Origin of the sequence: Pseudoalteromonas sp. S4741 (genome assembly GCF_005886135.1) — a bacterium.
Lineage (GTDB): Bacteria > Pseudomonadota > Gammaproteobacteria > Enterobacterales > Alteromonadaceae > Pseudoalteromonas > Pseudoalteromonas tetraodonis.
On record NZ_PNCN01000089.1, the window covers coordinates 20209 to 46984 of the forward strand.

At 40.4% G+C, this 26776-nt stretch carries 21 protein-coding genes, 1 tRNA gene and 1 pseudogene; 9 read left to right on the top strand and 14 right to left on the bottom strand.

Annotated features, from left to right (window positions below; translation table 11 throughout):
- Positions 1 to 30 precede the first annotated feature (30 nt).
- The 5 genes from rpsA to gyrA all read right to left on the bottom strand — a co-directional run bounded on the left by rpsA (position 31) and on the right by gyrA (position 7786).
- Positions 31 to 1698 carry a 30S ribosomal protein S1 gene (gene rpsA, locus CWC30_RS12870; protein WP_002961176.1) on the bottom strand — a complete coding sequence of 556 codons (1668 nt, stop codon included), beginning with the start codon at positions 1696 to 1698 and terminating at the stop codon, positions 31 to 33.
- A gap of 95 nt (positions 1699 to 1793) precedes the next feature.
- Positions 1794 to 2504 (bottom strand): (d)CMP kinase, encoded by a 711-nt coding sequence (gene cmk / locus CWC30_RS12875; protein WP_069439428.1) that lies wholly within the window; start codon positions 2502 to 2504, stop codon positions 1794 to 1796.
- A 107-nt stretch (positions 2505 to 2611) separates the two neighbouring features.
- Entirely contained in the window at positions 2612 to 3889 is a 1278-nt protein-coding gene (aroA, locus tag CWC30_RS12880; RefSeq protein WP_138627288.1) for a 3-phosphoshikimate 1-carboxyvinyltransferase, read from the bottom strand.
- Entirely contained in the window at positions 3889 to 4971 is a 1083-nt protein-coding gene (gene serC / locus CWC30_RS12885; protein WP_069439426.1) for a 3-phosphoserine/phosphohydroxythreonine transaminase, read from the bottom strand. Before serC ends, aroA begins: the two co-directional genes overlap by 1 nt.
- Before the next feature lie 115 nt (positions 4972 to 5086).
- A complete protein-coding gene (gene gyrA, locus CWC30_RS12890) occupies positions 5087 to 7786 on the bottom strand; it encodes a DNA topoisomerase (ATP-hydrolyzing) subunit A (protein ID WP_138627289.1) in 2700 nt (899 codons plus the stop codon).
- Positions 7787 to 7964: 178 nt separating this feature from the next.
- Here gyrA and ubiG point away from each other — a divergent pair, with 178 nt between their 5' ends.
- The 5 genes from ubiG to yfaE all read left to right on the top strand — a co-directional run bounded on the left by ubiG (position 7965) and on the right by yfaE (position 13524).
- Positions 7965 to 8675, top strand: a complete 711-nt coding sequence (gene ubiG / locus CWC30_RS12895; protein WP_033103487.1) for a bifunctional 2-polyprenyl-6-hydroxyphenol methylase/3-demethylubiquinol 3-O-methyltransferase UbiG — start codon at positions 7965 to 7967, stop codon at positions 8673 to 8675.
- Positions 8675 to 9355: an HAD family hydrolase gene (locus CWC30_RS12900; protein ID WP_138627290.1), complete on the top strand. Its 681-nt coding sequence runs from the start codon at positions 8675 to 8677 to the stop codon at positions 9353 to 9355. Before ubiG ends, CWC30_RS12900 begins: the two co-directional genes overlap by 1 nt.
- A 410-nt stretch (positions 9356 to 9765) precedes the next feature.
- Positions 9766 to 12048 (top strand): class 1a ribonucleoside-diphosphate reductase subunit alpha, encoded by a 2283-nt coding sequence (gene nrdA, locus CWC30_RS12905; RefSeq protein ID WP_036982784.1) that lies wholly within the window; start codon positions 9766 to 9768, stop codon positions 12046 to 12048.
- A gap of 73 nt (positions 12049 to 12121) precedes the next feature.
- Positions 12122 to 13252 carry a class Ia ribonucleoside-diphosphate reductase subunit beta gene (gene nrdB, locus CWC30_RS12910; protein WP_013464873.1) on the top strand — a complete coding sequence of 377 codons (1131 nt, stop codon included), beginning with the start codon at positions 12122 to 12124 and terminating at the stop codon, positions 13250 to 13252.
- A complete protein-coding gene (gene yfaE / locus CWC30_RS12915) occupies positions 13252 to 13524 on the top strand; it encodes a class I ribonucleotide reductase maintenance protein YfaE (protein WP_013464872.1) in 273 nt (90 codons plus the stop codon). The genes nrdB and yfaE overlap by 1 nt, the downstream gene beginning before the upstream one ends.
- Before the next feature lie 110 nt (positions 13525 to 13634).
- On the opposite strand, the gene CWC30_RS12920 is transcribed toward yfaE, so the two are convergent.
- From CWC30_RS12920 to CWC30_RS12930, 3 genes and pseudogenes are all read right to left on the bottom strand, one after another.
- Positions 13635 to 14231 carry a DUF1287 domain-containing protein gene (locus CWC30_RS12920; protein ID WP_138627291.1) on the bottom strand — a complete coding sequence of 199 codons (597 nt, stop codon included), beginning with the start codon at positions 14229 to 14231 and terminating at the stop codon, positions 13635 to 13637.
- A 27-nt stretch (positions 14232 to 14258) separates the two neighbouring features.
- Positions 14259 to 14729, bottom strand: a pseudogene (locus CWC30_RS12925) (hypothetical protein).
- 133 nt (positions 14730 to 14862) lie between these two features.
- Positions 14863 to 15288 carry a tetratricopeptide repeat protein gene (locus CWC30_RS12930; RefSeq protein ID WP_008112472.1) on the bottom strand — a complete coding sequence of 142 codons (426 nt, stop codon included), beginning with the start codon at positions 15286 to 15288 and terminating at the stop codon, positions 14863 to 14865.
- Between the two features lie 208 nt (positions 15289 to 15496).
- On the opposite strand from CWC30_RS12930, the gene CWC30_RS12935 reads away from it, so the two are divergent.
- Together CWC30_RS12935 and CWC30_RS12940 are read left to right on the top strand one after the other, a co-directional pair.
- Positions 15497 to 15886, top strand: coding sequence for a YkgJ family cysteine cluster protein (locus CWC30_RS12935; protein ID WP_138627292.1), 390 nt, complete (start codon positions 15497 to 15499; stop codon positions 15884 to 15886).
- Positions 15887 to 16037: 151 nt separating this feature from the next.
- Entirely contained in the window at positions 16038 to 18428 is a 2391-nt protein-coding gene (locus CWC30_RS12940) for a TonB-dependent receptor (RefSeq protein ID WP_138627293.1), read from the top strand.
- A 78-nt stretch (positions 18429 to 18506) separates the two neighbouring features.
- Here the strand turns inward: CWC30_RS12940 and bamJ are convergent, their stop codons facing one another.
- From bamJ to CWC30_RS12970, 6 genes are all read right to left on the bottom strand, one after another.
- Positions 18507 to 19124 carry a BamJ family beta-barrel-assembly machinery protein gene (bamJ, locus tag CWC30_RS12945; RefSeq protein WP_008112467.1) on the bottom strand — a complete coding sequence of 206 codons (618 nt, stop codon included), beginning with the start codon at positions 19122 to 19124 and terminating at the stop codon, positions 18507 to 18509.
- 69 nt (positions 19125 to 19193) lie between these two features.
- On the bottom strand, positions 19194 to 19517 hold the full coding sequence (locus CWC30_RS12950) for a hypothetical protein (protein WP_138627297.1): 324 nt from the start codon (positions 19515 to 19517) through the stop codon (positions 19194 to 19196).
- Between the two features lie 114 nt (positions 19518 to 19631).
- Positions 19632 to 19722, bottom strand: a tRNA-Ser gene (locus CWC30_RS12955).
- Between the two features lie 98 nt (positions 19723 to 19820).
- Complete coding sequence (locus CWC30_RS12960) at positions 19821 to 20198, bottom strand: hypothetical protein (protein ID WP_024601029.1); 378 nt, start codon at positions 20196 to 20198, stop codon at positions 19821 to 19823.
- A 203-nt stretch (positions 20199 to 20401) separates the two neighbouring features.
- On the bottom strand, positions 20402 to 20950 hold the full coding sequence (locus tag CWC30_RS12965; RefSeq protein WP_036982794.1) for an NAD(P)H nitroreductase: 549 nt from the start codon (positions 20948 to 20950) through the stop codon (positions 20402 to 20404).
- 557 nt (positions 20951 to 21507) lie between these two features.
- Positions 21508 to 23469 carry an oxidoreductase gene (locus CWC30_RS12970; protein ID WP_138627294.1) on the bottom strand — a complete coding sequence of 654 codons (1962 nt, stop codon included), beginning with the start codon at positions 23467 to 23469 and terminating at the stop codon, positions 21508 to 21510.
- 322 nt (positions 23470 to 23791) lie between these two features.
- Here CWC30_RS12970 and sppA point away from each other — a divergent pair, with 322 nt between their 5' ends.
- Both sppA and ansA read left to right on the top strand, forming a co-directional pair.
- The gene (sppA, locus tag CWC30_RS12975) at positions 23792 to 25657 is read left to right on the top strand and encodes a signal peptide peptidase SppA (protein ID WP_138627295.1); all 1866 of its coding nucleotides are present in this window, start codon (positions 23792 to 23794) and stop codon (positions 25655 to 25657) included.
- A gap of 69 nt (positions 25658 to 25726) precedes the next feature.
- Positions 25727 to 26737, top strand: coding sequence for an asparaginase (gene ansA / locus CWC30_RS12980; RefSeq protein ID WP_036982799.1), 1011 nt, complete (start codon positions 25727 to 25729; stop codon positions 26735 to 26737).
- Positions 26738 to 26776 lie beyond the last annotated feature (39 nt).

Consider the following 26776-nt stretch of genomic DNA (forward strand, 5'->3'; position numbering starts at 1 on the left):
CTGCCCTTCCAATTAAAAGACTATAATTAATTAGTCTTTTTGTGCATTTGCGAAAGCAGCTGCCATTGCGTTTTCAAACACTGGCTCTTCTTTCTTAAGCTTCTCTAGTACTTCTTTCTCTTCTGCTTCGAAAAGAGCTTTAACAGATAAGCTTAAAGTGCGGTTCTTACGATCAACACCAACGTATTTAACTTCAATCTCGTCGCCTACAGAAACAACAGTAGTTGCATCTTCAACGCGCTCTTGAGCGATATCAGCTACACGGATGTAACCTTCAACGCCTTCGATAAGTTCAACAGTTGCGCCTTTCGCATCAACTTCAGTCACTTTACCTTTAACAATAGCACCTTTTTTGTTTGCATCAAGGTAGTTATTGAATGGGTCAGCTTCGATTTGCTTAACACCTAGAGAGATACGTTCACGCTCTGGGTCAACTTGCAATACGATAGCAGTGATTTCGTCGCCTTTCTTGAATTCACGTACAGCTTCTTCGCCAGGTGTATTCCAAGAAATGTCTGAAAGGTGTACAAGACCATCAATACCACCGTCAAGACCGATAAAGATACCGAAGTCAGTGATTGATTTGATCTTACCAGTAACTTGGTCGCCTTTGTTTTGTAGACGAGCAAATTCCTGCCAAGGATTAGCAATACATTGCTTAAGACCAAGAGAAATACGACGACGCTCTTCATCGATTTCAAGAACCATAACCTCAACAGTGTCACCTAGTGAAACAACTTTTGAAGGGTGGATGTTCTTGTTAGTCCAATCCATTTCAGAAACGTGTACTAGACCTTCAACGCCTTCTTCGATTTCTACGAAGCAACCGTAATCAGTAAGGTTAGTTACACGACCAGAAAGCTTAGAACCTTCTGGGTAACGACCAGCGATAGCTGCCCATGGATCTTCGCCAAGCTGTTTAAGGCCTAGAGATACACGAGTTTTATCTTTGTCGAATTTAAGAACTTTAACTGCGATTTCGTCGCCAACATTAACGATTTCTGAAGGGTGCTTAACACGCTTCCACGCCATGTCAGTGATGTGTAGTAGACCATCAACACCACCAAGGTCAACGAATGCACCGTAGTCAGTAAGGTTCTTAACGATACCTTTAACTTCTTGACCTTCAACAAGGTTAGCAAGAAGCTCTTCACGCTCTTGTGAGTTTTCAGATTCGATAACTGCACGACGTGAAACAACAACGTTGTTACGTTTTTGATCAAGCTTGATTACTTTAAATTCAAGCTCTTTGCCTTCAAGGTGAGTTGTGTCACGTACTGGACGAACATCAACAAGTGAACCAGGTAGGAAAGCACGGATTGAATCAACTTCAACTGTGAAACCGCCTTTAACTTTACCGTTGATAACACCAGTAACAGTTTCTTGCTCTTCACATGCTTTCTCAAGACGGATCCACGCTTCGTGACGCTTCGCTTTCTCGCGAGAAAGGATAGTTTCACCGAAACCGTCTTCGATTGCATCTAGTGCAACATCTACTTCGTCGCCTACAGCAACTTCTAGTTCACCAGCAGCATTTTTGAACTGCTCTGCAGGGATAGCACTTTCTGATTTAAGACCAGCATCTACAAGTACAATGTTATTCTCGATAGAAATAACTGTACCTTTAACGATAGAGCCTTGCTCTGCTTCAAAACCCTTTAAGCTTTCTTCAAATAACTGCGCAAAATTTTCTGACATACGAATATACGTCTCATATATTAATACCAATAAGCAACCATGCTGCATGGGGTTGTTAAAATAGCACTGGCATCCTGCTGGTGCATAAAATGTATTTAGCTTCGTTTAGGAAGCTTACCTTCTGAGATGCTCGCATCTAATAAAGTTATAACTTTATCAAACACTTGCTGAGCGTTAAGCTCGCTAGTATCAAGCTCAATCGCATCCTCTGCAGGTACAAGCGGCGCAACGGCACGATTCATATCGCGATCATCACGTGCTTGAATGTCCTGTAATAGACCACTTAGTGTAACATCAAGCCCGCGCTCATTCAACTCAACAAAACGTCTGCGAGCACGTTCTTCTGCACTTGCGGTTAGAAATATCTTTAATGGCGCATCTGGAAATACCACAGTGCCCATATCGCGGCCATCGGCAATTAAACCGTTTTCTGTTCTAAACGCACGCTGGCGGCGAAGCAACGCTTCTCGAACACGCGGTAATGCGGCTACTTTAGACGCTGCAGCACCTACTTCTTCATTTCGAATAGTGGTTGTGACATCTTCGCCTTCTAAAATAATCTTTCCTGCATTAGTGTCATTGTCTATCAAAAACTGCACATCAAGATTTGCAGCTAGTGGGACAAGTGCTTCCTCGTTATCTAAAGCAATTTGGTGATGAAGTGCTGCAAGTGATAGTACGCGATAAATTGCTCCGCTATCTAACACATCCCAGCCTAATTTTTCAGCCAATAGGCGACAAACAGTTCCTTTACCAGAACCACTTGGGCCATCTACGGTGATTACGGGCATTAATAACGCCGGCATTTAAAACCTCCTTCAATGCACACCAAAATAAACCGCCACATTATACGCCAATTAATAAAGATTATCCGCTTTTAGTATGTAACTTTTTATAAATACTTATAAATAGCTTATTTACTGACAGATGCTAACACTTTGAAAAATTTTGGGAATGTCTTATAAGTACAAGCCGGATCGTTAATCGTTATGGGCTTGCCCCCTACCGCTACCATTGCAAAGCACATGGCTATACGGTGATCGTCGTAGGTATCTACAGCCACATTATTAAAATGTTTTGGCGGTGTGATCTCAATAAAGTCGTGCCCTTCAACCACGTTAGCCCCTACTTTTTTAAGCTCGGTGGCCATCGCATGTAAACGGTCAGTTTCTTTTACCCGCCAGTTATAAATATTACGAATAGCGGTTGGCCCTTTTGCAAACAAGGCAACAGTCGCCAGGGTCATTGCAGCATCAGGTATAGCATTAGCATCAATATCAATACCGTTAAGCTCACCTTTACGAACAACTAAACGCTCGTCATACCAATCAATTTTGGCACCGACCTGCTCCATCACTTTAGCAAAGCCAATATCACCTTGAACTGATTTAGCGCCGACGCCTTTAATTTCTATTTCGCCACCGGCAATTGCTGCAGCAGCAATAAAATAAGAAGCCGATGAAGCATCACCTTCAACCATTATGCGCTCAACAGCTTGGTATTGCTGAGCACCTTTAACGAAGAACGTGGTGTAATTATCATGCTCAACAGCCACACCAAAGCGCGCCATCACATCCAGAGTAATATCAATATAAGGCTTAGAGACTAAGGTGCCTTTAATTTTAATGTGTGTATCGCCTTTAAATAACGGCGCAGCCATGAGCAGCGCCGTTAAAAATTGACTTGAAATACTGCCGCCAATTTCGACCTCACCGCCGGCTATTTGCCCACCGATAATTTTAAGTGGTGGGTAATCTTTATTTTTTAAATAACTAACATCCCCCCCGAGCGCTTGTAAAGCATCAACTAAATGCCCTATAGGGCGCTCTTCCATGCGCGGCTCGCCTATTAATTCATATTCACCAGATACTGCAGCAAGTACCGCAGTTAGAGGACGATACGCAGTGCCTGCATTTCCTAAAAATAATGGCTCATTGGGCGTTTTAAATACACCGCCGACCCCTTCCACAGTTGCCACAGTACGATCATCATTAAGGGCTACATTAACACCTAATAATTTTAATGCACCTAGCATATGGCGAATATCATCGCTATCAAGCAGGTTCTCTACAACGGTAGTCCCTTGAGCCAGCGCAGCTAATAATAAAATACGATTTGATAGGCTTTTAGACCCAGGTAGAGTAACACTGCCATTAACACGAGAAATTGGCTCTAAGCGTAGTTGTTCCATTAGCTGTGCTCCTTAGCAAAGGCCGCCATAAAATCTACCAATGCTTGTACACCTTCAAGTGGCATAGCATTATAAATGCTAGCACGCATACCACCCACTATTCTGTGCCCCTCTAGGGCAAGTAAACCGGCTTCTTTAGATTGCGTTACAAACTTTTCGTTTAAGCTTTCATCATTTAACCAAAATGGTACATTCATACGAGAGCGACAATGCGGCGCTACTTTATTGGTATAAAAAGGCGATTCATCAATAAAGTCATAAAGCAGCTTAGCTTTAGCAATATTTTGTGCTTCCATTGCTTTGACGCCACCATTTTGCTCTAGCCATTCAAATACTTCGGCTGCTAGGTACCACGCAAAAGTAGGCGGTGTATTAAACATGCTGCCTTGTTTTGCCTCAAGGGCGTAATCTAAAATACCCGGCTTAGCGAGCCCTTCACGCTCAAGTAGCGTTTTGCGAACAATCACAATAGCAATGCCCGACGGACCGATATTTTTTTGTGCACCCGCGTAGATTAAATCAAATTTATTAACGTCGATTTCGCGCGATAAAATAGTCGATGACATATCGGCCACAATCGGCGCCGTTGGATGACTGGGTACATCAAATATTTCAAGGCCGTCTACGGTTTCATTCGGGCAATAGTGAATGTAAGACGCATCTGCAGGTAAAACCCAATCGGCTACCTGCTTAATAGAAAACAGGCCGTTATCATCATTGCGCACATCAACAGCGTGTGTATTTGTAAACTTATCGGCTTCGCTGGTTGCACTTTTTGACCACACGCCGTTCTCACAATACACCGCTTTTTTTCCATCAACATGGAGGTTTAAAGGCACGGCACTAAATTGTCCTCGACCGCCGCCGTGCATAAACAGCACTTCAAACTCATCACTAATATTCATTAAACGACGCAGACTAGCTTCACACTTAGCCGTTAATGCTAAAAATTCTTTACTGCGATGGCTCATTTCCATCACTGAAACGCCAAGCCCTTGCCAGTCTAAAAACTCTTTTTGTGCTTTTTGCATTACAGCCGGTGGTAACATTGCAGGGCCTGCACAAAAATTATATATACTCATTACCTTTTCCTCATTCCAGTAATTTACTGTTTAACTTGAATTAAACTAATTCAAGTGTCTTTAGTTTTTTTCAACCATATAAAAAAAGCGGCCAAGGCCGCTTTTTTCAATCTAATTATTCTGAAGGAGGATTGTCATCCGCCACTTCATCAATAACTGTATCTACTGTTTCAACGTCTTCGATATCAACTAAGTCACTTTCAGTCACTTCAATCTCTTCGATACGTTGTAAACCAACTACTTGCTCTTCGTCAATAGTTCTGATCAAAATAACACCTTGGGTGTTACGTCCAACCGTAGAAACTTCATTAACGCGAGTACGTACTAAGGTACCACGATTCGAAATAATCATTATTTCGTCGTTGTCATCAACCTGTACAGCACCAACAACAGCACCGTTACGCTCACTCACTTTGATTGATACAACACCTTGTGTTGCACGACTCTTCGATGGGTAATCTTCAAGTTGAGTACGCTTGCCGTAACCATTTTCTGTCACTGTTAATATTGCGCCATCATTCTTTGGTACAATAAGTGATACAACACGCTGATCGTCTGGCATCTTAATACCACGAACACCCGTTGCAGTTCGGCCCATAGGACGTACACCTTTGAAACGGATTTCAGGTTTGCCTTCTTCGTCTAGTACTGGGTTACCATTTTCATCAACGACAGCCGTTTCTTCAGCCTCTTTAAAGCGAACAACTTTACCCGCATCAGTGAACAACATAATTTCGTTGCTGCCATCGGTAATATCAACACCGATTAAGCTATCACCTTCGTTTAAGTTAACCGCAATGATTCCGCTTGCACGTTGACGACTGTATGCCGTTAATGGCGTCTTCTTAACCGTACCGAACGCCGTCGCCATAAAGATGTATTTATCATCTTCATAATCGCGTACTGGCAGGATTGCAGTAATACGTTCATCTGCTTCAAGTGGTAATAAGTTAACAATTGGCTTACCGCGCGCTGCACGACTGGCAAGTGGCAACTGGTATACTTTAAGCCAATATAAACGACCCGCTGTAGAGAAACAAAGAATAGTATCGTGCGTATTGGCAACCAATAAACGTTCAATGAAATCTTCATCTTTCATCTTAGTTGCTGACTTGCCTTTACCACCACGACGCTGGGCTTCGTAATCACTTAACGCTTGGTACTTAACGTACCCTTCGTGTGAAAGCGTAACAACTACGTTTTCTTCGTTGATTAAATCTTCAAGGCTTATATCGTGTGCAGCGGCATTAATTTCAGTGCGGCGATCATCACCATATTGCTCTTTAATTTCAACTAACTCGTCACGAATAACTTCCATTAAACGTTCCGGACTTGCCAAAATTAATAATAGTTCGGCAATTAGGTCGAGTAACGATTGATATTCGGTAAGAATTTTTTCGTGCTCAAGACCAGTAAGTTTGTGTAAACGTAAGTCTAATATTGCTTGGGCTTGCTGCTCAGAAATATAATACTGACCATCACGAATACCCAGTTCGCTTGCTAACCAATCTGGGCGGGCAACATTGTCTTCACCTGCTTTATCAAGCATGGCTTTAACATTACCTAATTCCCAAGGACGCGCTGTTAGTGCAACTTTTGCTTCAGCGGGCGTAGGCGACTTACGAATAAGTTCGATAATTGGGTCAATGTTTGCCAGTGCAATCGCTAAACCTTCTAGCGTATGTGCACGGTCGCGAGCTTTGCGTAAATCAAATACCGTACGACGGGTAACAACTTCACGGCGGTGAATAATAAACTCTTCAAGCATTTCTTTTAAGTTGAAACACTTGGGCTGGTTATTAATTAACGCAACCATATTCATACCAAACACAGTTTGTAACTGAGTTTGCGAATAAAGGTTGTTTAGAATAACTTCACCTACGTCACCACGTTTGATCTCAATAACGATACGCATACCGTCTTTATCTGATTCATCACGTAATGCGCTGATCCCTTCAATTTTTTTATCTTTAACTAGCTCTGCGATTTTTTCAATCAAACGAGCTTTGTTAACTTGGTAAGGGATTTCATGAACAATAATTGTTTCACGGCCGGTTTTCTCATCGGTTTCAATCTCAGCACGCGCACGCATGTACACTTTACCGCGACCGGTTTGATAAGCTTGTTCAATGCCTTTTTTACCGTTGATAATTGCCGCAGTTGGGAAATCAGGCCCAGGAATATAATCCATTAACTCGGTAATGGTTAACTCAGGGTTTTGAATAAGCGCTAAACAGCCATTCACTACTTCTGTTAAGTTATGTGGCGGAATATTTGTCGCCATACCAACAGCAATACCTGACGAACCATTAACTAACAGGTTAGGTATTTTAGTCGGTAATACATCAGGAATTTGCTCTGTGCCATCGTAGTTAGGCACAAAATCAACCGTTTCTTTTTCAAGATCGGCTAATAATTCGTGCGACATTTTTGCCATACGTACTTCTGTATAACGCATTGCCGCTGCTGAATCACCATCAACCGAACCAAAGTTACCCTGACCATCAACTAACATATAACGAAGAGAGAATGGCTGAGCCATACGTACGATGGTGTCATAAACTGCACTGTCGCCGTGTGGGTGGTATTTACCGATTACGTCACCGACCACACGGGCCGATTTTTTGTAAGGCTTGTTCCAGTCATTACTAAGCTCGTTCATTGCAAACAAGACGCGGCGGTGAACAGGTTTTAAACCGTCACGTACGTCTGGTAATGCACGTCCTACAATTACACTCATGGCGTAATCTAAGTAGGAGTTTTTTAACTCGTCTTCAATATTGACTGGCAGAATTTCATTGGCGAGATCAGTCATTTGATATCACATTCCTTCAGTATCAGCTCTTAACAACCCAGTATTAGGTATTAAGAGTGTTTGTTATTATTTCTAAGCAGCCATGCTATCACAATTAATTTTAATTTACAGGCGCAAAACTTTGCGATTTATCAATTTAGGCCTATATAATGGCCTCAGATTGACGAGGAAGTATTTTATGACCGAACATCAAAATGTAGATAACGCAGAAATAGCAAAGTTTGAAGCCATCGCAGAGCGTTGGTGGGATTTAGAAGGCGAATTTAAACCCTTACACGAAATTAATCCATTGCGATTAGATTTTATCGCAGACAAAACCAAAGGATTATTTGATAAAGAAACCCTCGATGTTGGGTGTGGTGGCGGTATTTTAAGTCACAGCATGGCACGAATGGGCGCAAACGTAACAGGTATCGATATGGGGCAGGAGCCTTTAACTGTCGCCAAGTTACACAGCTTAGAAACAAGTGTCCCCGTTGAATATATAAAAGTACCTGCAGAACAATTTGCTGATGAGCACCCTGAGCGCTTTGATGTGATCACTTGCATGGAAATGTTAGAGCACGTCCCCGACCCCGCTTCTATTATTCATGCGGTCGCTAAATTAGCAAAACCTGGGGCCGATGTTTTTTTCTCTACTCTTAATAAAACCCCAAAAGCTTACTTATACGCTATTGTCGGTGCTGAAAAACTGTTAAAAATGGTCCCTGAAGGTACCCATGACCATAAAAAGTTTATTAAACCTGCACAATTAATTGCATGGGCAGAGCAAGCTGGCTTAAAAGTACGTGCCAGTGCTGGTTTAAGTTATAACCCGCTTTCTAAGCAATACACAATGAATGATGATGTAAGCGTAAATTATATGCTGCATTTTGAGAAGTTAGTGTAATGGCAAGCTCGCAAACACCTGCTAGCCCAATTGAATATCAAGCACTGCTGTTTGACTTAGATGGCACTTTACTTGATACCGCTGATGATTTAGGCGCTGCACTTAATAGTGTGCTGCATAATCATAAACAACACCAAGTAGGCAGTGATATATATCGCCCCGCAGCTTCAAATGGCGCAGCAGCCTTACTTGCTGCTGGTTTTAAAGAAGGCTGGGCGCAACAACCGCAAGAGCAACTTTTAGCAGAGCTAGTTGCACACTACGCTGCCAATATTGCCACCCATACCCAATGTTTTGTTGGTATAGAGCAACTACTCATTGCACTTGATAATAAAGGAATACCTTGGGGCATTATGACAAATAAGCCTGGTTTTTTAACCGATCCTTTAGTCAGGGCCATTCCTGCGTTAAAGAGTGCGCAAATTGTGATAAGCGGTGATACCTTAGCAGAATCTAAGCCTTCACCCCTTCCTTTATTACATTGTGCTGAGCAAATGAGTGTTGATCCTTCGCGTTGCCTATATATAGGTGATGCACAGCGGGACATACAAGCAGGAAAAGCTGCGAATATGCACACCGCTACCGCACTGTGGGGATATGTACCGAGTGTAGACGAAGCACTGGCTTGGAATGCAGATTTTAATTGGCATAGCCCTATAGATGCTTTTAACCACATATAGTGCCATGTTAATTAATAAACACTACATATTGTGATTGTGTTAGTTTTTACGCAAAGCTTGATGATAAAAAAAGCAGACAAAATTTATTTTTAAAAAGCGTAAATTTAATCTTTCCTTAGTTGATTTTTACAAATTTCAACTTAACCGAATGATCAAAGGTTAATGCCTACTAACACAATTACGTTATCCCAACGTTATCCACAATGAGAGCGGTTTCTGTCCCTTGCAAAAGATCACAGACCACACTATCTTGTGATCTCTAATTTGAACAACACCAGATATTGTGGCTAAATGTTATTCAATTAAATTTACCTAAGCGGTATAAATAACAATAAAAGAATAGGCACTAGGCATTTTAAGTGCACTCATTGGTCAAAAATATTTAATTCCCAAGGAATACAGGCAAAACTATGAACCAACAGTTATCTGTAAGCAAACGTGACGGCCGTAAAGAGCCGCTTGATCTAGACAAGATCCATCGCGTTATTGAATGGGCCGCCGAAGGTTTAAATAACGTTTCGGTTTCACAAGTTGAACTTAAATCGCATATTCAATTTTATGACGGTATTCGTACTAAAGACATCCACGAAACGATTATCAAAGCCGCTGCGGATCAGATTTCTAAAGAATCGCCTGATTATCAGTATCTTGCTGCTCGTTTAGCTGTATTCCATTTACGTAAAAAAGCCTATGGCCAGTTTGAGCCACCGCGTCTTTTTGACCATGTTACTAACATGGTTGAACAAAAACGCTACGATGCACATTTACTCGTTGATTACACAGAGCAAGAATTAGATGAGCTAGATGCGTACTTAGATCATTCTCGCGATCTTAACTTTAGCTACGCAGCAGTAAAACAGCTTGAAGGTAAATACCTAGTTCAAAACCGTGTAACGGGTGAAATTTACGAAAGCGCGCAGTTTTTATATATCTTAGTGGCTGCAAGCTTATTCGCTGATTACCCTCGTGAGACACGTATTGATTACATCAAACGTTTTTATGATGCGGTTTCATTATTTAAAATTTCTTTACCTACGCCAATTATGTCGGGTGTACGTACGCCAACGCGTCAGTTTAGCTCATGTGTACTTATTGAATGTGGCGATAGCTTAGACTCAATTAATGCTACATCATCAGCAATTGTTAAATACGTTTCTCAACGTGCTGGTATTGGTATTAATGCAGGTCGTATTCGTGCACTAGGTAGCCCTATTCGTAACGGTGAAGCGTATCACACTGGCTGTATTCCGTTTTATAAGCACTTTCAAACAGCGGTTAAAAGCTGTTCGCAAGGCGGTGTACGTGGTGGCGCAGCAACCCTTTTCTACCCGCTTTGGCATTTAGAAGTTGAAAACTTATTAGTGCTTAAAAACAACCGTGGTGTTGATGATAACCGCGTACGTCACTTAGATTACGGCGTACAGTTTAATAAACTCATGTACTCACGTTTAATTAAAGACGATTACATTACGTTATTCAGCCCCTCTGACGTGCCTGGCCTTTACGATGCATTTTTTGAAGACCAAGACGAGTTTGACGCGCTATATGTAAAATATGAGCAAGACGAGTCAATTCGTAAAAAACGAATTAAAGCGATTGAGCTGTTCTCTATGTTTGCTCAAGAACGTGCTAGCACGGGTCGTATTTACTTACAAAACGTTGACCACTGTAATACACACAGTCCGTTTATCTCAAAAGTGGCTCCGATCCGTCAATCTAACTTATGTTTAGAAATTGCGTTACCAACTAAGCCTCTTAACAACGTGAATGATGAAGAAGGTGAAATTGCACTTTGTACATTATCTGCGTTTAACTTAGGTGCCATTGAGTCTTTAGATGAACTAGAAGAGTTAGCTGAGCTTGCAGTACGCGCACTTGATAACCTACTTGATTTTCAAGACTACCCAGTACCTGCAGCCAAAAATGCCACTATGGGACGTCGTACGCTTGGCATAGGCGTTATTAACTACGCATACTACCTAGCTAAAAACGGTAAGCGTTATTCAGATGGCAGCGCAAATGCGCTTACGCACAAAACATTTGAAGCGATTCAGTACTACCTAATGAAAGCCTCTAATGAGCTGGCAAAAGAGCGTGGAGCGTGTCCTAAATTTAACGAAACAACGTACTCACAAGGTATTATGCCAACGGATACGTACAAGCGTGATTTAGATAAAATTTGTGATGAGCCACTGCACCTTGATTGGGATACGTTACGTGCCAGCATTAAAGAGCACGGTATGCGTAACTCAACACTGAGCGCATTAATGCCATCAGAAACATCATCGCAAATATCTAATGCAACCAATGGCATTGAGCCACCACGTGGCCATATTAGTGTTAAAGCAAGTAAAGACGGTATTTTAAAGCAAGTTGTTCCTGAGTACGAACGCCTTAAAGATAGCTATGAGTTACTGTGGGATATCCCATCTAACGATGGTTACTTACAATTAGTAGGCATAATGCAGAAATTTATCGACCAAACGATTTCAGCGAATACTAATTATGATCCAAATAAATACGAAGGCGGTAGAGTACCGATGAAAGTCTTATTAAAAGACTTACTTGGTGCCTACAAGCTAGGTGTTAAAACACTGTACTACCATAACACCCGTGATGGCGCATCAGATGCACAAGAAGACGCTCCAGAAGTGGAAGATGATGATTGTGCAGGCGGCGCGTGTAAAATTTAATAGTTAAACTTAAAGCGGGCGCCTTGCCCGCTTTGTCCTGACAGTTTTAGTGATAGTTTTTTGAGTGATAAACATGTCTTATACTACTTTTAGCAGAAATCATAATAACCAAATGCAAGAGCCAATGTTTTTTGGTCAAACCGTTAACGTGTCACGTTACGATCAACAAAAATACCCTATTTTTGAAAAGCTGATTGAAAAACAATTGTCTTTCTTTTGGCGTCCTGAAGAAGTTGACGTAAGTAAAGACCGTTTAGACTTTCAAGCGCTTCCTGATCACGAAAAGCATATCTTTTTAAGTAACTTAAAATACCAAACGTTGCTTGATAGTGTTCAAGGCCGTTCGCCTAACGTTGCACTATTGCCAATTGTGTCAATTCCTGAGCTTGAAACATGGATTGAAACATGGGCGTTTAGTGAAACCATTCACAGCCGCTCATACACACATATTATTCGTAACGTAACCCAAGCGCCTGAACTCATCTTTGACGACATTGTTAGCAATGACAAAATTAGTGAACGTGCCGATGCCGTAACCACTTATTACGACGATTTAATTAACTCAGTGTCGCTTTACAACCTTTACGGTGAAGGCAAACATGACATTAATGGTGAAACCGTTGTAGTTAACCTATTCGAGCTGAAAAAGAAATTATACCTGGCGATGATGTCAGTGAACATATTAGAAGCCATTCGCTTTTACGTGAGTTTTGCGTGTTCATTTGCGTTTGCAGAGCGTGAGCTAATGGAAGGTAATGCTAAAATTATTAAGCTTATTGCCCGTGATGAAGCGCTTCACCTTTCAGGCACTCAGCATATTTTAAATATTATGCAAGATGGCAAAGACGACCCTGAAATGGCAATTGTTGCTGCACAGTGCCGTGAAGAAGCAATCAAAATGTTTGTTGACGCTGCAGAGCAAGAAAAAGAATGGGCAGAGTACCTGTTTAAAGATGGTTCAATGATTGGCTTAAATAAACATATTTTATGTCAGTATGTTGAATACATTACCAATGCACGCATGACTGCTATTGGTTTACCAGCACAGTTTGATAATAACAGTAACCCTATTCCATGGATCAACTCATGGCTTGTTTCTGATAACGTGCAAGTTGCTCCACAAGAAGCGGAAATTAGCTCATACCTTGTAGGTCAAATTGATTCACAGGTTGATGCAGCTGAATTTGGTGACTTTGATTTATAATGACTGATAGAACCACTGCAAGTGTCACGCTTGCAGATAACAGCCAGTGCTTAGATTTTACCGCTGGCTGCCCTTCTCTTTTACACTGCTTAGAATCGAATAAAATTGATGCTGCTTACCAGTGCCGTGAGGGATATTGTGGTGCGTGTCGTGCTACGCTTGTCTCTGGTGAAGTAAATTACAATGAAGAACCATTAGCCTTTGTGCGTGATGGTGAAATACTGTTGTGTTGCTGCAAGCCCAATGGTGATATCAGTATTAATTTAAAGTAACTAGCATTGAGGTTAACAAACCACACAGTGTAATGCCTAACAGTTCACTTTATTCACTTACCTGTTTGCTGCAATTATTACTCAAGTAATCACGATTATAGCCGTGTTATTTACTCTGAATAGGCAGTAGGTACAAATCGGTAATGACCCGTAATTGTATGAGCAAAAAGCATATCGCTCATTTCAGGTCCGCGACCAATATTGTGCACAATAAGCGGGTGACCACTGTCCTGCGATATTTGATTAACAACCATACCTATGTGCGGTAAATTGCCTGGCAGCATCCAAGTGACTATGTCACCGGTTTTATATTCTGCTGCATTAAGCGATTTAGTTAACACTTGTGCATGCCGCTCAAAATAAACCTGTAAGTTAGGTACACGTCGATGATCAATGTTTTTATCTGGCTTGGTTAATCCCCAAATACGCTTAGAAGGATATGCACGAAAATTATTCTGCATGTCTTCATGAACTAACTTTTGTAAATCTATACCAAGCTGTCGATACGATCTAATTATAACATCAGTACACACACCAATATTAGCGGGCACATCGCCACCAGGGTATTCAAGCCTATGATAGGCGCCATCGTAAGTTACTTGTTGCGTTGTTCTATGGATCAATGCGTTGACAATATCATGATTAAAATCGGCTGCCTTTACATCAAAGGCAAGTAAAACAAGCGGATAGAGAATAAAGCGCGACATATAAATTCCTTTTATAATATTTATTAACTAAAGCTGTTGAGTAATATAGTCAGGAATATTAAATTTATTTCCATTGCTGGTAAAGTGCGCATCAAGTTTATAGGCCATTTTTTCAAGCGGAGTATCATCATAACCACAGGTTTGGATTTCATTGATGTAGCACATAATAAAAGCGTGAGCACCGAGCTCGCGCCATTGAACGACATGAGCCAGCTCATGAAAATGCACTCTTAAATTACGCGCAACATGGGTAATATGTAATAAGTGTCTTTATAGGTGATCCCTGCTACATCCATGTCAATAAAATCGCTTAAACCAATTTCACGTAAACCAGCAAAGTCAGGCTTAGGAATGTGTTCAACAACCACATAAAATGCAGTTTTCAAAAATTCATGCGGGTAAAGCCATCAAACTCGGTAACAAATGTATCACAACATATTCTTTGATCAACTACTCGCTATTCGTTTTATCAATCCATTGTTCTATTTGCGCTAGCATGTTTTCTCCAAAAAATTGCTTAGTGACTTAATTTAAGCATAAACATTTAATGACGCAGAATTTGCTTTTATCAAAAAAAAGCGCCAATGGTATTATTACTGACGCTGATTATTAATAATGGCTATAAAGTTGTCTAACCTTCTTCTTCAACCAATGATTCTAATAACTCATGGATCTCTGATTTTAATTCTTTGTCTTCAATTTTATTCGCACTGATTTTAGCATCTTGCAGATTTTTAATTGCCGCTTCTTTATCACCCAGCTCAAGCTGTAAAGTAGCCATAGAAAAGGCAACAGACGACATATGATCTTTGTTATTAATTTCTATCGACTTCTGTAACGCTTTTTCGTAAGTCTCGATAGCTTCTTCTAGCTCTTCGGTAAAATCTGCTAATGTTTCCCACTGAACAGGGTGATCTTTCGCTGTATTTTCGTTTTCTATACAAATAGCTTTTAGCTCAGCATATAAAGATTCAAACTGTTTAGTATCATTTTTATTAGCCGCTGCCATCAGCTTTTCCGCCAAATCGTGAACCGCTTTGTATACTTTAGTATTCATAATTACTCGCTACCTTATTGACGCGCCTTTTTTGACTTATTAAAGACATCGTATTCGAAATTTATTCCCTAATAGTACATTATTATTAAGCGCTGCGTTGTTACAAAAGTATTATAAGCGATAAAAACAGAGGTTTAATTTAAAAACCTGGATATTACAGTGCTACACTTAACACTTAATTTAAGTCGCAATAGTAAATACCTATCCTATGCAAAATTGCAATCAATGCGGTAAATGCTGCACTGAATATGGTGCGGCAGATTTAGATACAAATCAGGATGAAATTGAAATGTGGGCGTTATTCAACCCTAAAATATTTCAATACGTTAAAAACGATAAATTATGGTTTGACCCAACAACGGGTGAGCAATTAACGCAATGCCCATTTTTAGAGCTTGCCTATAGAGCATCTCCTGAAGAAAAAGATAAATATACTTGCAGTATTTATCATGACCGTCCTCAAGATTGCCGACACTACCCAAGTTTAATTTCAGAAATGATAAACGATGACTGTGCAATGCTTGAACCTGTCGATAAACAAAATCATTTTAAAGCACAAAAAAAGTTAGACATACTAATGATAGACAGTCGCTCTTAAATTTGACTGTAATAATACCGTGCTAGATTAAATTTATCGCTCTATTGTGTTATTAAACGCAAATTTTAAAGTTATAGTATAACATTGTTGATAGCTTAATTTTGTAGTGTTATATTATATCACAACATAACAACCACGATTCGAAGTAATTATGACTAAGCTAACACTCATATCCTCAGCGCTACTGTCTGTTTTATGTTCTCACTCTGCCCTAGCAGCAACGATTAACGGCACAGTAACAGATACAAAAATGCAACCCATTGCCAATGCCACAATTCATGTTCATGGAAAGTCACAAAGCGTGAAAAGCAATGAACAAGGTCAGTTTAGCATCGACATAGATGCTAAAAGCCAATTACATATTAGTAAAGATAACTACATCGATTCACGTATATCACTTGAGAATGTAGACGATACAATTACTGTTACATTAAAGCCGTCTTCGGTTGAAACTGTAGTTGTGTATGCCTCGGCACTGCATAAAAATAGCTTAGAAATGATTTCACCTGTAAGCGTACTATCAGGGGATGAACTAAAAAATAAAGCGAAACCGACCCTCGGTGAAACACTTAAAGGAATACCAGGAGTAAACGCGAGTTATTTCGGCCCTGTCTCTTCAAGTCCGATTATTCGTGGCCTAGGTGGTCCTCGTGTTAAAATTACTCAAAACGGTTTAGATAGCAGTGATGCATCACGTATTGGTCCAGATCACGCAACATCAAGTGATAGCTTAGCCGCTGAACAAATTGAAGTACTACGAGGCCCAAGCACCCTACTTTATGGCTCTGGTGCGATTGGTGGTGTGGTAAATGTGGTTGATAACCGTATTCCAACCAATAATACTGACACACTCTCGGGAGCGGCGCAATACACACACGATACCGTTTCAAATGCGAACACCTATGCTGCAAAATTAGAAACAGGCAGCAATAACTTTAATTTTCATTTTGATGGCACCAAACGCAGTGGTGATGATTATCAAACGCCTCGCTTTAACCTACCGGATGAACATGAAGCAGGTGAAGTACACATTGAGGGCGATGAAGAAACAGCCACTTCAGTTGAAAATACCTTTATCGACAGTGAAACAGTAAACTTTGGTACCAGCTATGTCGGTGAGCATTTTACTGTTGGCTTTTCATACGGCAATATTGAAACAGATTATGGCATTCCTGGGCATTCACATGATCACGGTCATGCCCATCAAGAAGAAGGCGATCATGAAGATCATGCGGATGAAGAACATATAGAAACTCCCGTTTATGCTCATTTAGAGCAAGATCGTTGGCAAGGACTGGTAAGTTATGCATTTCATGATAACTGGATTGAATCTATTAACCTTCGTCTTGGCTACACCGACTATACGCACAGTGAAATTGAAGATGGCGCGATTGGCACCACATTTAGTAACGAAACCACTGAAGCACGTTTAAATGTAGAGCATCAGTTAGGCCAATGGCATGGCATGATTGGCTATCACTATAGTGAATCTGATTACGATGCAATTGGCGAAGAAGCGTTTACGCCTGCAAGTGTCACTACCACTCATGCGTTATATTTACTTGAAGAACGCACATTTGGCGATGTCACCGTAGAGCTTGGCGCCCGCCTAGAAGATTATGATATCAAAAGTGATGTAGATATACATCAGCACAGCCATGATGAACAACCTGTATCGGCAGATGAGACTATTAACTACACCCAAAGCTTTACTAATGTAAGTGCCTCAGCCGGTGCGATTTGGGAGTATATGCCAAGTCACAACCTAGCCGTTAGCTTATCACATTCAGAGCGTGCGCCACTTTCAGCTGAATTACTCTCTAATGGTTTGCATGTTGCCACAGGTACTTACGAGCTTGGTTTGGGCTATCATATTGAAGGGGCCGAAGCGCATTTTGAACCTGAAGAAATTAAACAAGAAACCTCTACCAATTTTGATATTAGTTTACGTCGTTTTAGCGGTGACTTTGGCTACACCGTCAACTTTTTCTATAACGATATTAAAAACTTTTATTATCAACAAAACACCGGATTAGTGTTTGATGAGATGGATGGCTTTGAGTCTGCTGCCAATGGACACAGCGATGCAATTGATGTTTATCAATTTACCAGTAAAGATGCGCAGCTTTATGGTTTTGAATTTGATGCACATTATCAAATAAACCCCAGCGCCATGGTAAAAGTATTTGGTGACTCTACTCGTGCCAAACTAAAAGATAATGAAGGTAATTTACCACGTATCCCTGCCAATAAATTGGGCTCAGAACTACAATATACCCTAGGTAATGCGCAATTTACCTTAACAGGAACCCATTACTTTGAGCAAAATGATATTAGTGCTTACGAAACGGCAACGGATGGCTATACATTAATTGATTTACAAGCCAATTATCAGCTTGATTTAGGTGCAGTGGATACACAGCTCTACTTAAGTGTTGATAATATTACGGATGAGCTTGGTTTCGTGCATAGTTCATTTATTAAAGATACGGCACCTCTTCCTGGGCGTAACTTCCAATTTGGCGTTAGAGGCTACTTTTAAAGCGCGTTCATTTTTAATCAGACAATAAAAAACCGCATTCAAAATAATGAATGCGGTTTTTTTATAACTAAATTCTAATTAAAGAATAGCGTGTAACTCAACGTCAAATACAAGTGTTGAGTAAGGTGCGATTGCAGCACCGGCACCACGTTCACCATAAGCAAGCTCATGAGGAACGTATAAACGCCATTTAGTACCTACTGGCATCATTTGTAATGCTTCAGTCCAACCTTTGATCACGCCACCTACTGGGAATTCAGCAGGTTGACCGCGCTCGTATGAGCTATCAAAAACAGTACCGTTTACTAAAGTACCGTGGTAATCAACACGTACTGTAGACTCTGCAGTTGGCTTTTCGCCTTCACCTGTAGCAAGTACTTCGTACTGAAGACCTGACTCAGTGACTGTGATTTCAGGACGTTTTGCGTTTTCTTCTAAAAATGCAATACCTTCAGCAGCCAATACTTTAGCTTCTTCTTCACGACGAGCTTGGATCTCTTCGTTGATTTTCTCAAATGCAGCTTGGATCTCAGGGATCTCTACTTGAAAAGCACTGCCTGCATACGCATCTTTCATGCCTTCAAATACTGAATTTAAGTTTAAACCTTCAAAAGGGTTAGCCTTAAGTTGCTCACCCATTTGTAAGCCAATACCGTAACTTGCTTTTTCAGCATCTGTAGTAAAATTATCTGACATAATGTGTTATTCACGTTTTGTTAGTTAAAAGACCCGTATATGCTATCACAAAACAAAAGCCGTTTGGGGCTAGTTTTTATTGAGTTTTTCTTTAATTAAACCAATAGCAAAGGTACATACAGGTAAACTGAGCAAAATTCCAACAAGTAAGCTCATCGGCAACAATCCAGCCACGCCGATCAACAAAAGAGGCACAGCCACCAAACCGATAATGCCAATGTAAAACGCGCCCCACACTGGCCAAAAATGATCGTATTTTGTGATTAAATGCCCGGATAAAAGATTAAACCCGATGCCATATAAGAAAGTCATCATCAGCGCATTATCTGGGTATGCATCAATGGCCATTTTTTGTAATAACGATATGGCACTTTGGTAACAATAACCAAACACAGTCCATAGCAGGATGTGCTTAAGTAAACGTTTAGAAAAGGATAACTCCGGGGACTGTGACATAATAAAGCTCCAGATAGCAAAAAACCGCCAATAAGGCGGTTTTTTAAATAATGGTGGAGAGATAGGGATTTGAACCCTAGAGGGGCTATAAACCCCTGCCGGTTTTCAAGACCGGTGCATTCGACCACTCTGCCATCTCTCCGTACGGCGCGCATAATAAGATCATACGCTTAGCTTGTAAAGCCCTATTTTACTAAAACCGGTTAAATAGTTAAATATTAATCAGGATAGTCATAAACCCTAGTAATATTGTTTAGGTCTGCGGGCAATCCAAGAACATACTAAACACACCAGTAAGCTGGCAGTTAAAAATGCAATACTTTGAAATATTAAATCGAAGCGGTTTAAATCATCACTTGGGATCACAACTAACACAAACGAAGGTAGGACGGTGAATAATAGAACATAGCAGCATATTTTAAAGGCTCTGCCAAAATCAAATCGTCGAGACTGTTGCATCCACCATGTTAGCAGTACTAGGACACCCATCGCAGTTGCAGCAATAAAATGAGCTGCTTGTGTATTCATTGCAACATAAAATGTCGCAAGCGCGCCAACAACACCCCAGATTGACCAAGCAAACCAGTTTTCTTTTTCACGTAAAAATAAATTTCCCATCATTTTCGTCTTCTTTATCGTTATTATTGGTAAGACTTTCCATACATTACCAAAAAACAACCGATTAAAAAACAAACTGAAGAAGATTTATTGCGTATGGTGCTTCCGTGCGCTTCTCGCAGCTACAATATTAACCGCGGTAGTGTAACACGATTAACTTAATAAATTATGACTATGTTGAATATAAAAAGTTCATCCTATTGCTACAAAAAACTAAAATAGTTTTCTGGTTTATGGCGCGGTGACTTTTTACACTCAACTGCTGGCGTCCCTAAATACAAATAACCCACTATTTCATCATCATTGTTTAAGTTAAGCGCTTGTTTAACACTGGGGCTTTGTGCAAAGTATCCTGTGCGCCAAATACCGCCAAGCCCTTGTGCAAATGCGGCTTGTTGCATAGCCAGCACGCCACAGCCTGCACTTTGAACTTGTTCTATTCTTGGTACTTTTGGATGTTGTTGATATTTTGCAATGGCAATAATGATCATGGGTGCTCTAAGGGGTAACTCTTTAGCACGATTAATTACTTTTTCAGCTTGCTGCTCGGCCAAAGCGCTTTGATAATAAATTTCACCCAACTTATGACGTGCATCCCCTTGAACAATAATATATTGCCAAGGCGCAATACAGCCATGATCGGGAACTCTGAGCCCAGCCTGCTGAATAATGTTTAGTTGTTCTTCATTAGGGCCTGGCTCTGTCAGTTTTGCATCTGACTGGCGGGTTAATAAAAGCTCAATAGCATCCATTATAATTACTCAAAAGACAAAACAACAGCATACCATTGAAACCCTTAGGTTAAAATATAATGGGCACCCCGCTGTTATTATTTGCTTATCAAGAAAGTACCTAGGTTAAAAAGCACACAAATAATATCGCAACCCAAATAGCCGTGTATTTGTGCCATTACAAAGTGGCGCTCGCCTTTTGCGTGTAATACCAATCCGCAATAATACTTAATCATTTTACGGGGCTAAACGTGTCGCTATCTGTGTTAAAAAAATCTCATTTAGAACAACTAAATAGCAAATTTTTTGCCTAGCTATCAACACGTTTTTCCAGCCTCAAAATAGATCACTTAATTAAGCGAATTGGTATAAATAATTAGGTCGAACTAATGAGAGGCTTTATAGATTTAATTTTGCCAGTTAAGCGTTGTAGCCGAGACACCATTGAAAATCGTAATAGCGTATTTATTAGCTATACAAGGAATGGGGTAAGGTAAAAAACAACAATATAAGGGTCTGATTATAAGTTAACTACCTTTAAAAAATAATCAGACCCGTGTACTTACTTAAATTGCATATTAGATACTGCGTGCAACTTGTAAGGCTTCGAATATAGCGCGCTTGGCATCAATAGCCGCTGCTAGTTTAGCGCCACCAATAACATGAACCTTGGCATTCTCTGCTTGCGCCTTAAATAGTTCGTTATTAGACACTTGCCCAATACAAGCAATCACAGTATCAACTGGCAATACTTGCGTTTCGCCAGCAACACTGATAGTTAGGCCGTTTTTATCAAAACGATGGTACTGGCAATTGGCAATTTGCTTAACGCCATGTTGTTTAGCAACTTGACGATGTATCCAACCGGTTGTTTTGCCTAAATCACCACCAAAGCGCCCTTCACTGCGTTTAAGCATATAAAGTTGACGCTCATCTTTATGAGGCTGAGCATCGCACTCTATTCCCCACTGGGTTTTAAAGTCGCTGATACTTTGTGATTTATGTTCACTTAAAAATGCCACCATATCAAAACCTATACCGCCTGCGCCTAAAATCGCAATCGAATTACCAAGTTCAACCTCACCGCGAATGACTTCATCGTAGGCAAAAACACGTTTGTCATCACTACATTCTATAGAGGCTTCACGTGGCCTTACACCCGTGGCAAAAACCACATCATCAAACTGGCTTAGCATACCGTCATCAAATGCTTTGCCTAATTCAACGGTGACGTTTAAACGCTTAAGTTCATTGGTAAAATAAGCCAATGTATGGTTAAAGTCTTCTTTACCTGGTATCTGCATTGCTAAATTAAACTGCCCACCCATATGCTGCTTTTGGTCAATAAGCGTTACATTGTGACCTTTTTGCGCTAAGTAGCAACTTGAAGAAAGCCCAGCAGGACCCGCTCCAACCACTAATACATTTTTAGCTGTTGCGGCTTTTTCTAGAGAGTAATCAAGTTCAAAACCCGCTTGTGGGTTCACTAAGCACGTAGCACGTTTACCTTTAAATACATGGTCTAAACAGCCCTGATTACACCCTATACAAATATTAATATGTTCAGAGCGCTTGGCTTGATATTTATTAAAAAACTCGGGATCTGCAAGTAAAGGGCGCGCCATAGAGATTAAATCAGCCTCACCCGCCGTTAAAATATCATTAGCAATCTCTGGTGTATTAATGCGGTTTACGGCAATAACAGGCACGCTAATAACATCTTTCAAACGCTTTGACGCTTCTTTAAATGCGCCTGGGGGTACCATGCTTGCAATTGTCGGTACCCGTGCTTCATGCCAACCAATGCCAGTATTAAAAATATCAACACCTGCTTTTTCAAGTGCAATAGCTTGTTGTGTTACTTCCTCAGGAGTTGAGCCATTAGGAATTAAATCGATTACAGACAGTCTAAAAATAATTAAAAATTTATCTGAAACTTTAGCTCTTACTGCTTTTACAATCTCAACAGCTAAACGCATTCTATTTTCAAGACTACCACCAAACTCATCGTCTCGTTTGTTTGTATGCGGTGCCATAAATTCATTAATTAAGTAACCTTCAGAGCCCATCACCTCAACGCCATCGTAACCTGCTTTTTCTGCTAAATATGCAGAGTGAGCAAAATCTTTAATGGTTTTTTTGATTGAACTTAAAGACATAGCCTTAGGTTTATAGGGATTGATCGGTGCTTTTATAGCACTTGGGGCTTGATTGAATGGATGATAGGCATAGCGCCCAGCATGCAATAACTGCAGGCAAATTTTACCACCATGTTGATGAACAGCTTGTGTATAAGCACGGTGTTTAAAAACATCATAATAACTATTAAATGATGATGAAATAGGCGTTAACTTGCCGCGAAGATTAGGGCTATATCCCCCCGTAATGAGCATTGCTGTGCCACCTTTAGCACGTGCTTCATAAAAAGCACGTAGGCGTTTACGATTATGCCACCCCTCTTCGAGGCCGGTATGCATTGATCCCATTACTAAACGGTTGCGTAGTTGTGTGTGTTTTAGTTCTAATTTTTGTTCTAACATCCTGTGCCCCAATAACTGGTCTAACCTGTGTGCATTTAGTCAATTCTGCTTTAATGACCAACAATAAGCAATATATGAGCAGATTAAACTTAATAATTTTTTAACTTAAAACCTGTTGACTGCGTTTATCTTGACCAATAGCGTGAGTTAAAAGTAGTGACTAGAGCCATAATTTCAGTAATTATTTATTAAATAAACACGTGTTTAATTTCAAGTGTAATTGAATTTATAAATGTTTCGTTACGATTTAGCAGTTAAATTTATTTATATTCTACGCTAAGATGGCAATAACGTTTTAGCTGTACCAATTTAAGGAGCTATTTTGATAGCAAAGGTATTTAAAGGTATATGGACGGGGATCAACTTCTCACGTCGTTTAATACTCAACGTATTGTTTTTATTTTTGGTCGTTATTTTTATCGTATCGGTATCAAGTGACGGTGATAAAATTATTGTCGAAGAGGGCTCTGTTCTTAGACTTAACCTTAATGGCCCTATTGTCGAAGAAAAAACCTATATAGACCCTGTTGAAGCCGCTATTAATGATGCAACGGCCAGTGCTGACTCACCCAGTGAAATATTGCTCGACGATGTAGTTGAAGTAATTAATCAAGCAGCACAAGACTCGCGTATAAGCGCTATTTTGCTTGATTTACAAGAAATGCCAAAAGCACATTTAAATAAGCTCAAACAAATTACACAGGCACTTGAAACATTTAAAGCAACCGGTAAAAAAGTGATTGCCTCAGGGTATTACTACACCCAAGCACAATATTACATTGCCGCACATGCAGACGAAATTGCGATGCATCCTTATGGTAGTGTGCTTATTGAAGGCTACGGTATGTACCCGCTTTACTTCAAAGACGCATTAGAAAAATTAGAAGTCACTCAGCATATATTTCGTGTAGGTACCTTTAAATCGGCCGTTGAACCGTTTATCAGAAACGATATGTCAGAGGCAGCTAAAGAAGCTAACCGCGTATGGCTAGGTGCTTTATGGAATGAATATAAGCAAGACGTTAGTGCTGTACGTCCTTTTGATGAGTCAAACTTTGATGAAACAATGGATGTTTATTTAGCTAAAATGCAAGCCGCTAATGGTGATGCCGGTAAATATGCACTGGATAACCAATGGGTTGATTCATTAAAAACCAATCAGCAAATTCGCCAACAATTAATTGAATTGGTTGGAGAAAATGAAGATGGAAAAACATTTAAACAAGTCTCTTTTGGTGAATACTTAAGTTTAGTAAAACCGCCTATTGAGTTTGATAACCCTATGACTGAAAAAGTCGCTGTTGTGGTTGCTAAAGGCACTATTGTTGATGGTGAACGCCGTGCTGGTGAAATTGGTGGTGATTCAACTGCAGCCCTCCTTCGCAAAGCCCGACTTGATGACAAGGTTAAAGCGGTGGTTTTACGTATAGATTCAGGCGGTGGCAGCATGTTTGCCTCAGAAGTAATTCGTGCTGAAGTACTTGCACTTAAAGCTGCTGGTAAACCCGTTATTGCATCAATGAGCTCAGTGGCTGCATCAGGCGGTTATTGGATTGCATCGGCGGCCAATGAAATTTGGGCAGCACCGAGTACAATTACCGGTTCAATTGGTGTATTTGGTACCTTTATGACATTTGAAGATACTCTAGCTAAAATAGGCGTGTATTCAGATGGCGTAGCGACCACCGAATTAGCAGGTTTTTCAATCACTCGCCCACTTAACGAGAAAATGGCTAAAGTTATTCAAATGAGTGTTGAAGAAGCGTATGGACGCTTTTTAGATGTGGTTGCTGAGGCACGTAACATGACCCCAGAGCAAGTTGATAAAATTGCCCAAGGTCGGGTATGGATTGCCTCTCAAGCTCGAGAGCTTGGTTTAGTTGATAAACTTGGTAATAAACAAGATGCGATTAAAGCAGCGGCTGAGCTTGCTAAGCTTAACTATTATGACGTTAAAACAATTAAGCAATCGCTTAGCCCACAAGAAAAAATGCTTCAAGATATCTTCAGCAGTGCCGCCGTTAAATCAGTACTTGGGCTTGAAACACAAAAAACAGCAGTATTAGCCAGCCAAGCTAATCTGCAAAGTGTTATTAAACAATTAAGCAGTGAACTAGAAAACCTAAAAGATTATAACGATCCACAAGGTGTTTATGCCCGCTGTTTAGAGTGTACAGTTGCACAATAGTGCCTTAACAGGCTGTATTGATTAGCAGTTAGCGTTATACTAAGCCCAGTTTTTTTACTGGGCTTTTTTATGAAACGTAAACGCATTTATATCGCTTACACTGGCGGTACCATAGGAATGAAAAAATCAATTCGTGGCTATATTCCTGCTGAAGGGTTTTTAACCGAAACCGTGGTTAATAACGCAGAGTTTAATCGTGAAGAAATGCCATTATTTGATATTCATGAATACTGCCCACTTATAGATTCTTCAGATATGTCACCGACTCATTGGCAACTCATCGCCGATGACATAAAAAGTAAATACCAAGATTACGATGGCTTTGTGGTACTACATGGCACCGATACTATGGCCTATACTGCATCAGCTCTATCTTTTATGTTTGAAAACTTAACTAAACCTATTATTGTAACCGGCTCACAAATTCCGCTGTCTCAATTACGCTCAGATGGTCAAGTTAACCTCCTTAATGCCATGTATTTAGCGGCTAACTACCCCATTGCAGAAGTCAGCTTATTTTTTAATAATCAGTTGTTCAGAGGCAATCGTGCAACTAAAGCCCATGCAGATGGGTTTGATGCATTCGCCTCACCTAACTTAGAGCCGCTTGCGCTTTCAGGTATTAATATTCAGCTGATCAAAGGGCAATTAAGCCCGTATGTAGAAAATGAACTCCAAGTTACCCCTATTACACCGCAAGCTATTGGCGTGCTGTATTTATACCCAGGGATCAGCAAAGAAGTAGTAAAAAGCTTAGTTAATGGCAATATTAAAGCCCTCGTACTGCTAAGCTTTGGCGTAGGCAATGCGCCACAAGACCCTGAGTTTTTAGATATTCTGGATGAAGCAAGTAAGCGGGGTGTTATTATTACTAATTTAACCCAATGTTTAAAAGGCCAAGTGAACATGGGCGGTTATGCCACGGGTAATGCACTGTTAAACATAGGCGTGATCAGCGGTTACGATATGACCTTAGAAGCATGCTTAACTAAACTGCATTACTTGTTTAGTCAAAACCTAGAAATCGAAACAATTCGCCATTTAATGCAAGATAACCTGCGTGGTGAGCTGACCCGTTAAGTAATCAGTTAAGCGAATAACAAAAAAGGACGCTATATA

Coding starts and splice junctions, on each gene's coding strand:
- CWC30_RS12920 (WP_138627291.1), bottom strand. CDS start 14,231: ATGTCGCGCTTTATTCTCTATCCGCTTGTTTTACTTGCCTTTGATGTA.
- CWC30_RS12970 (WP_138627294.1), bottom strand. CDS start 23,469: ATGTTAGAACAAAAATTAGAACTAAAACACACACAACTACGCAACCGT.
- CWC30_RS12930 (WP_008112472.1), bottom strand. CDS start 15,288: ATGAATACTAAAGTATACAAAGCGGTTCACGATTTGGCGGAAAAGCTG.
- aroA (WP_138627288.1), bottom strand. CDS start 3,889: ATGGAACAACTACGCTTAGAGCCAATTTCTCGTGTTAATGGCAGTGTT.
- CWC30_RS12965 (WP_036982794.1), bottom strand. CDS start 20,950: ATGGATGCTATTGAGCTTTTATTAACCCGCCAGTCAGATGCAAAACTG.
- rpsA (WP_002961176.1), bottom strand. CDS start 1,698: ATGTCAGAAAATTTTGCGCAGTTATTTGAAGAAAGCTTAAAGGGTTTT.
- yfaE (WP_013464872.1), top strand. CDS start 13,252: ATGACTGATAGAACCACTGCAAGTGTCACGCTTGCAGATAACAGCCAG.
- CWC30_RS12960 (WP_024601029.1), bottom strand. CDS start 20,198: ATGGGAAATTTATTTTTACGTGAAAAAGAAAACTGGTTTGCTTGGTCA.
- CWC30_RS12935 (WP_138627292.1), top strand. CDS start 15,497: ATGCAAAATTGCAATCAATGCGGTAAATGCTGCACTGAATATGGTGCG.
- cmk (WP_069439428.1), bottom strand. CDS start 2,504: ATGCCGGCGTTATTAATGCCCGTAATCACCGTAGATGGCCCAAGTGGT.
- ansA (WP_036982799.1), top strand. CDS start 25,727: ATGAAACGTAAACGCATTTATATCGCTTACACTGGCGGTACCATAGGA.
- ubiG (WP_033103487.1), top strand. CDS start 7,965: ATGACCGAACATCAAAATGTAGATAACGCAGAAATAGCAAAGTTTGAA.
- nrdB (WP_013464873.1), top strand. CDS start 12,122: ATGTCTTATACTACTTTTAGCAGAAATCATAATAACCAAATGCAAGAG.
- nrdA (WP_036982784.1), top strand. CDS start 9,766: ATGAACCAACAGTTATCTGTAAGCAAACGTGACGGCCGTAAAGAGCCG.
- serC (WP_069439426.1), bottom strand. CDS start 4,971: ATGAGTATATATAATTTTTGTGCAGGCCCTGCAATGTTACCACCGGCT.
- gyrA (WP_138627289.1), bottom strand. CDS start 7,786: ATGACTGATCTCGCCAATGAAATTCTGCCAGTCAATATTGAAGACGAG.
- CWC30_RS12940 (WP_138627293.1), top strand. CDS start 16,038: ATGACTAAGCTAACACTCATATCCTCAGCGCTACTGTCTGTTTTATGT.
- bamJ (WP_008112467.1), bottom strand. CDS start 19,124: ATGTCAGATAATTTTACTACAGATGCTGAAAAAGCAAGTTACGGTATT.
- CWC30_RS12900 (WP_138627290.1), top strand. CDS start 8,675: ATGGCAAGCTCGCAAACACCTGCTAGCCCAATTGAATATCAAGCACTG.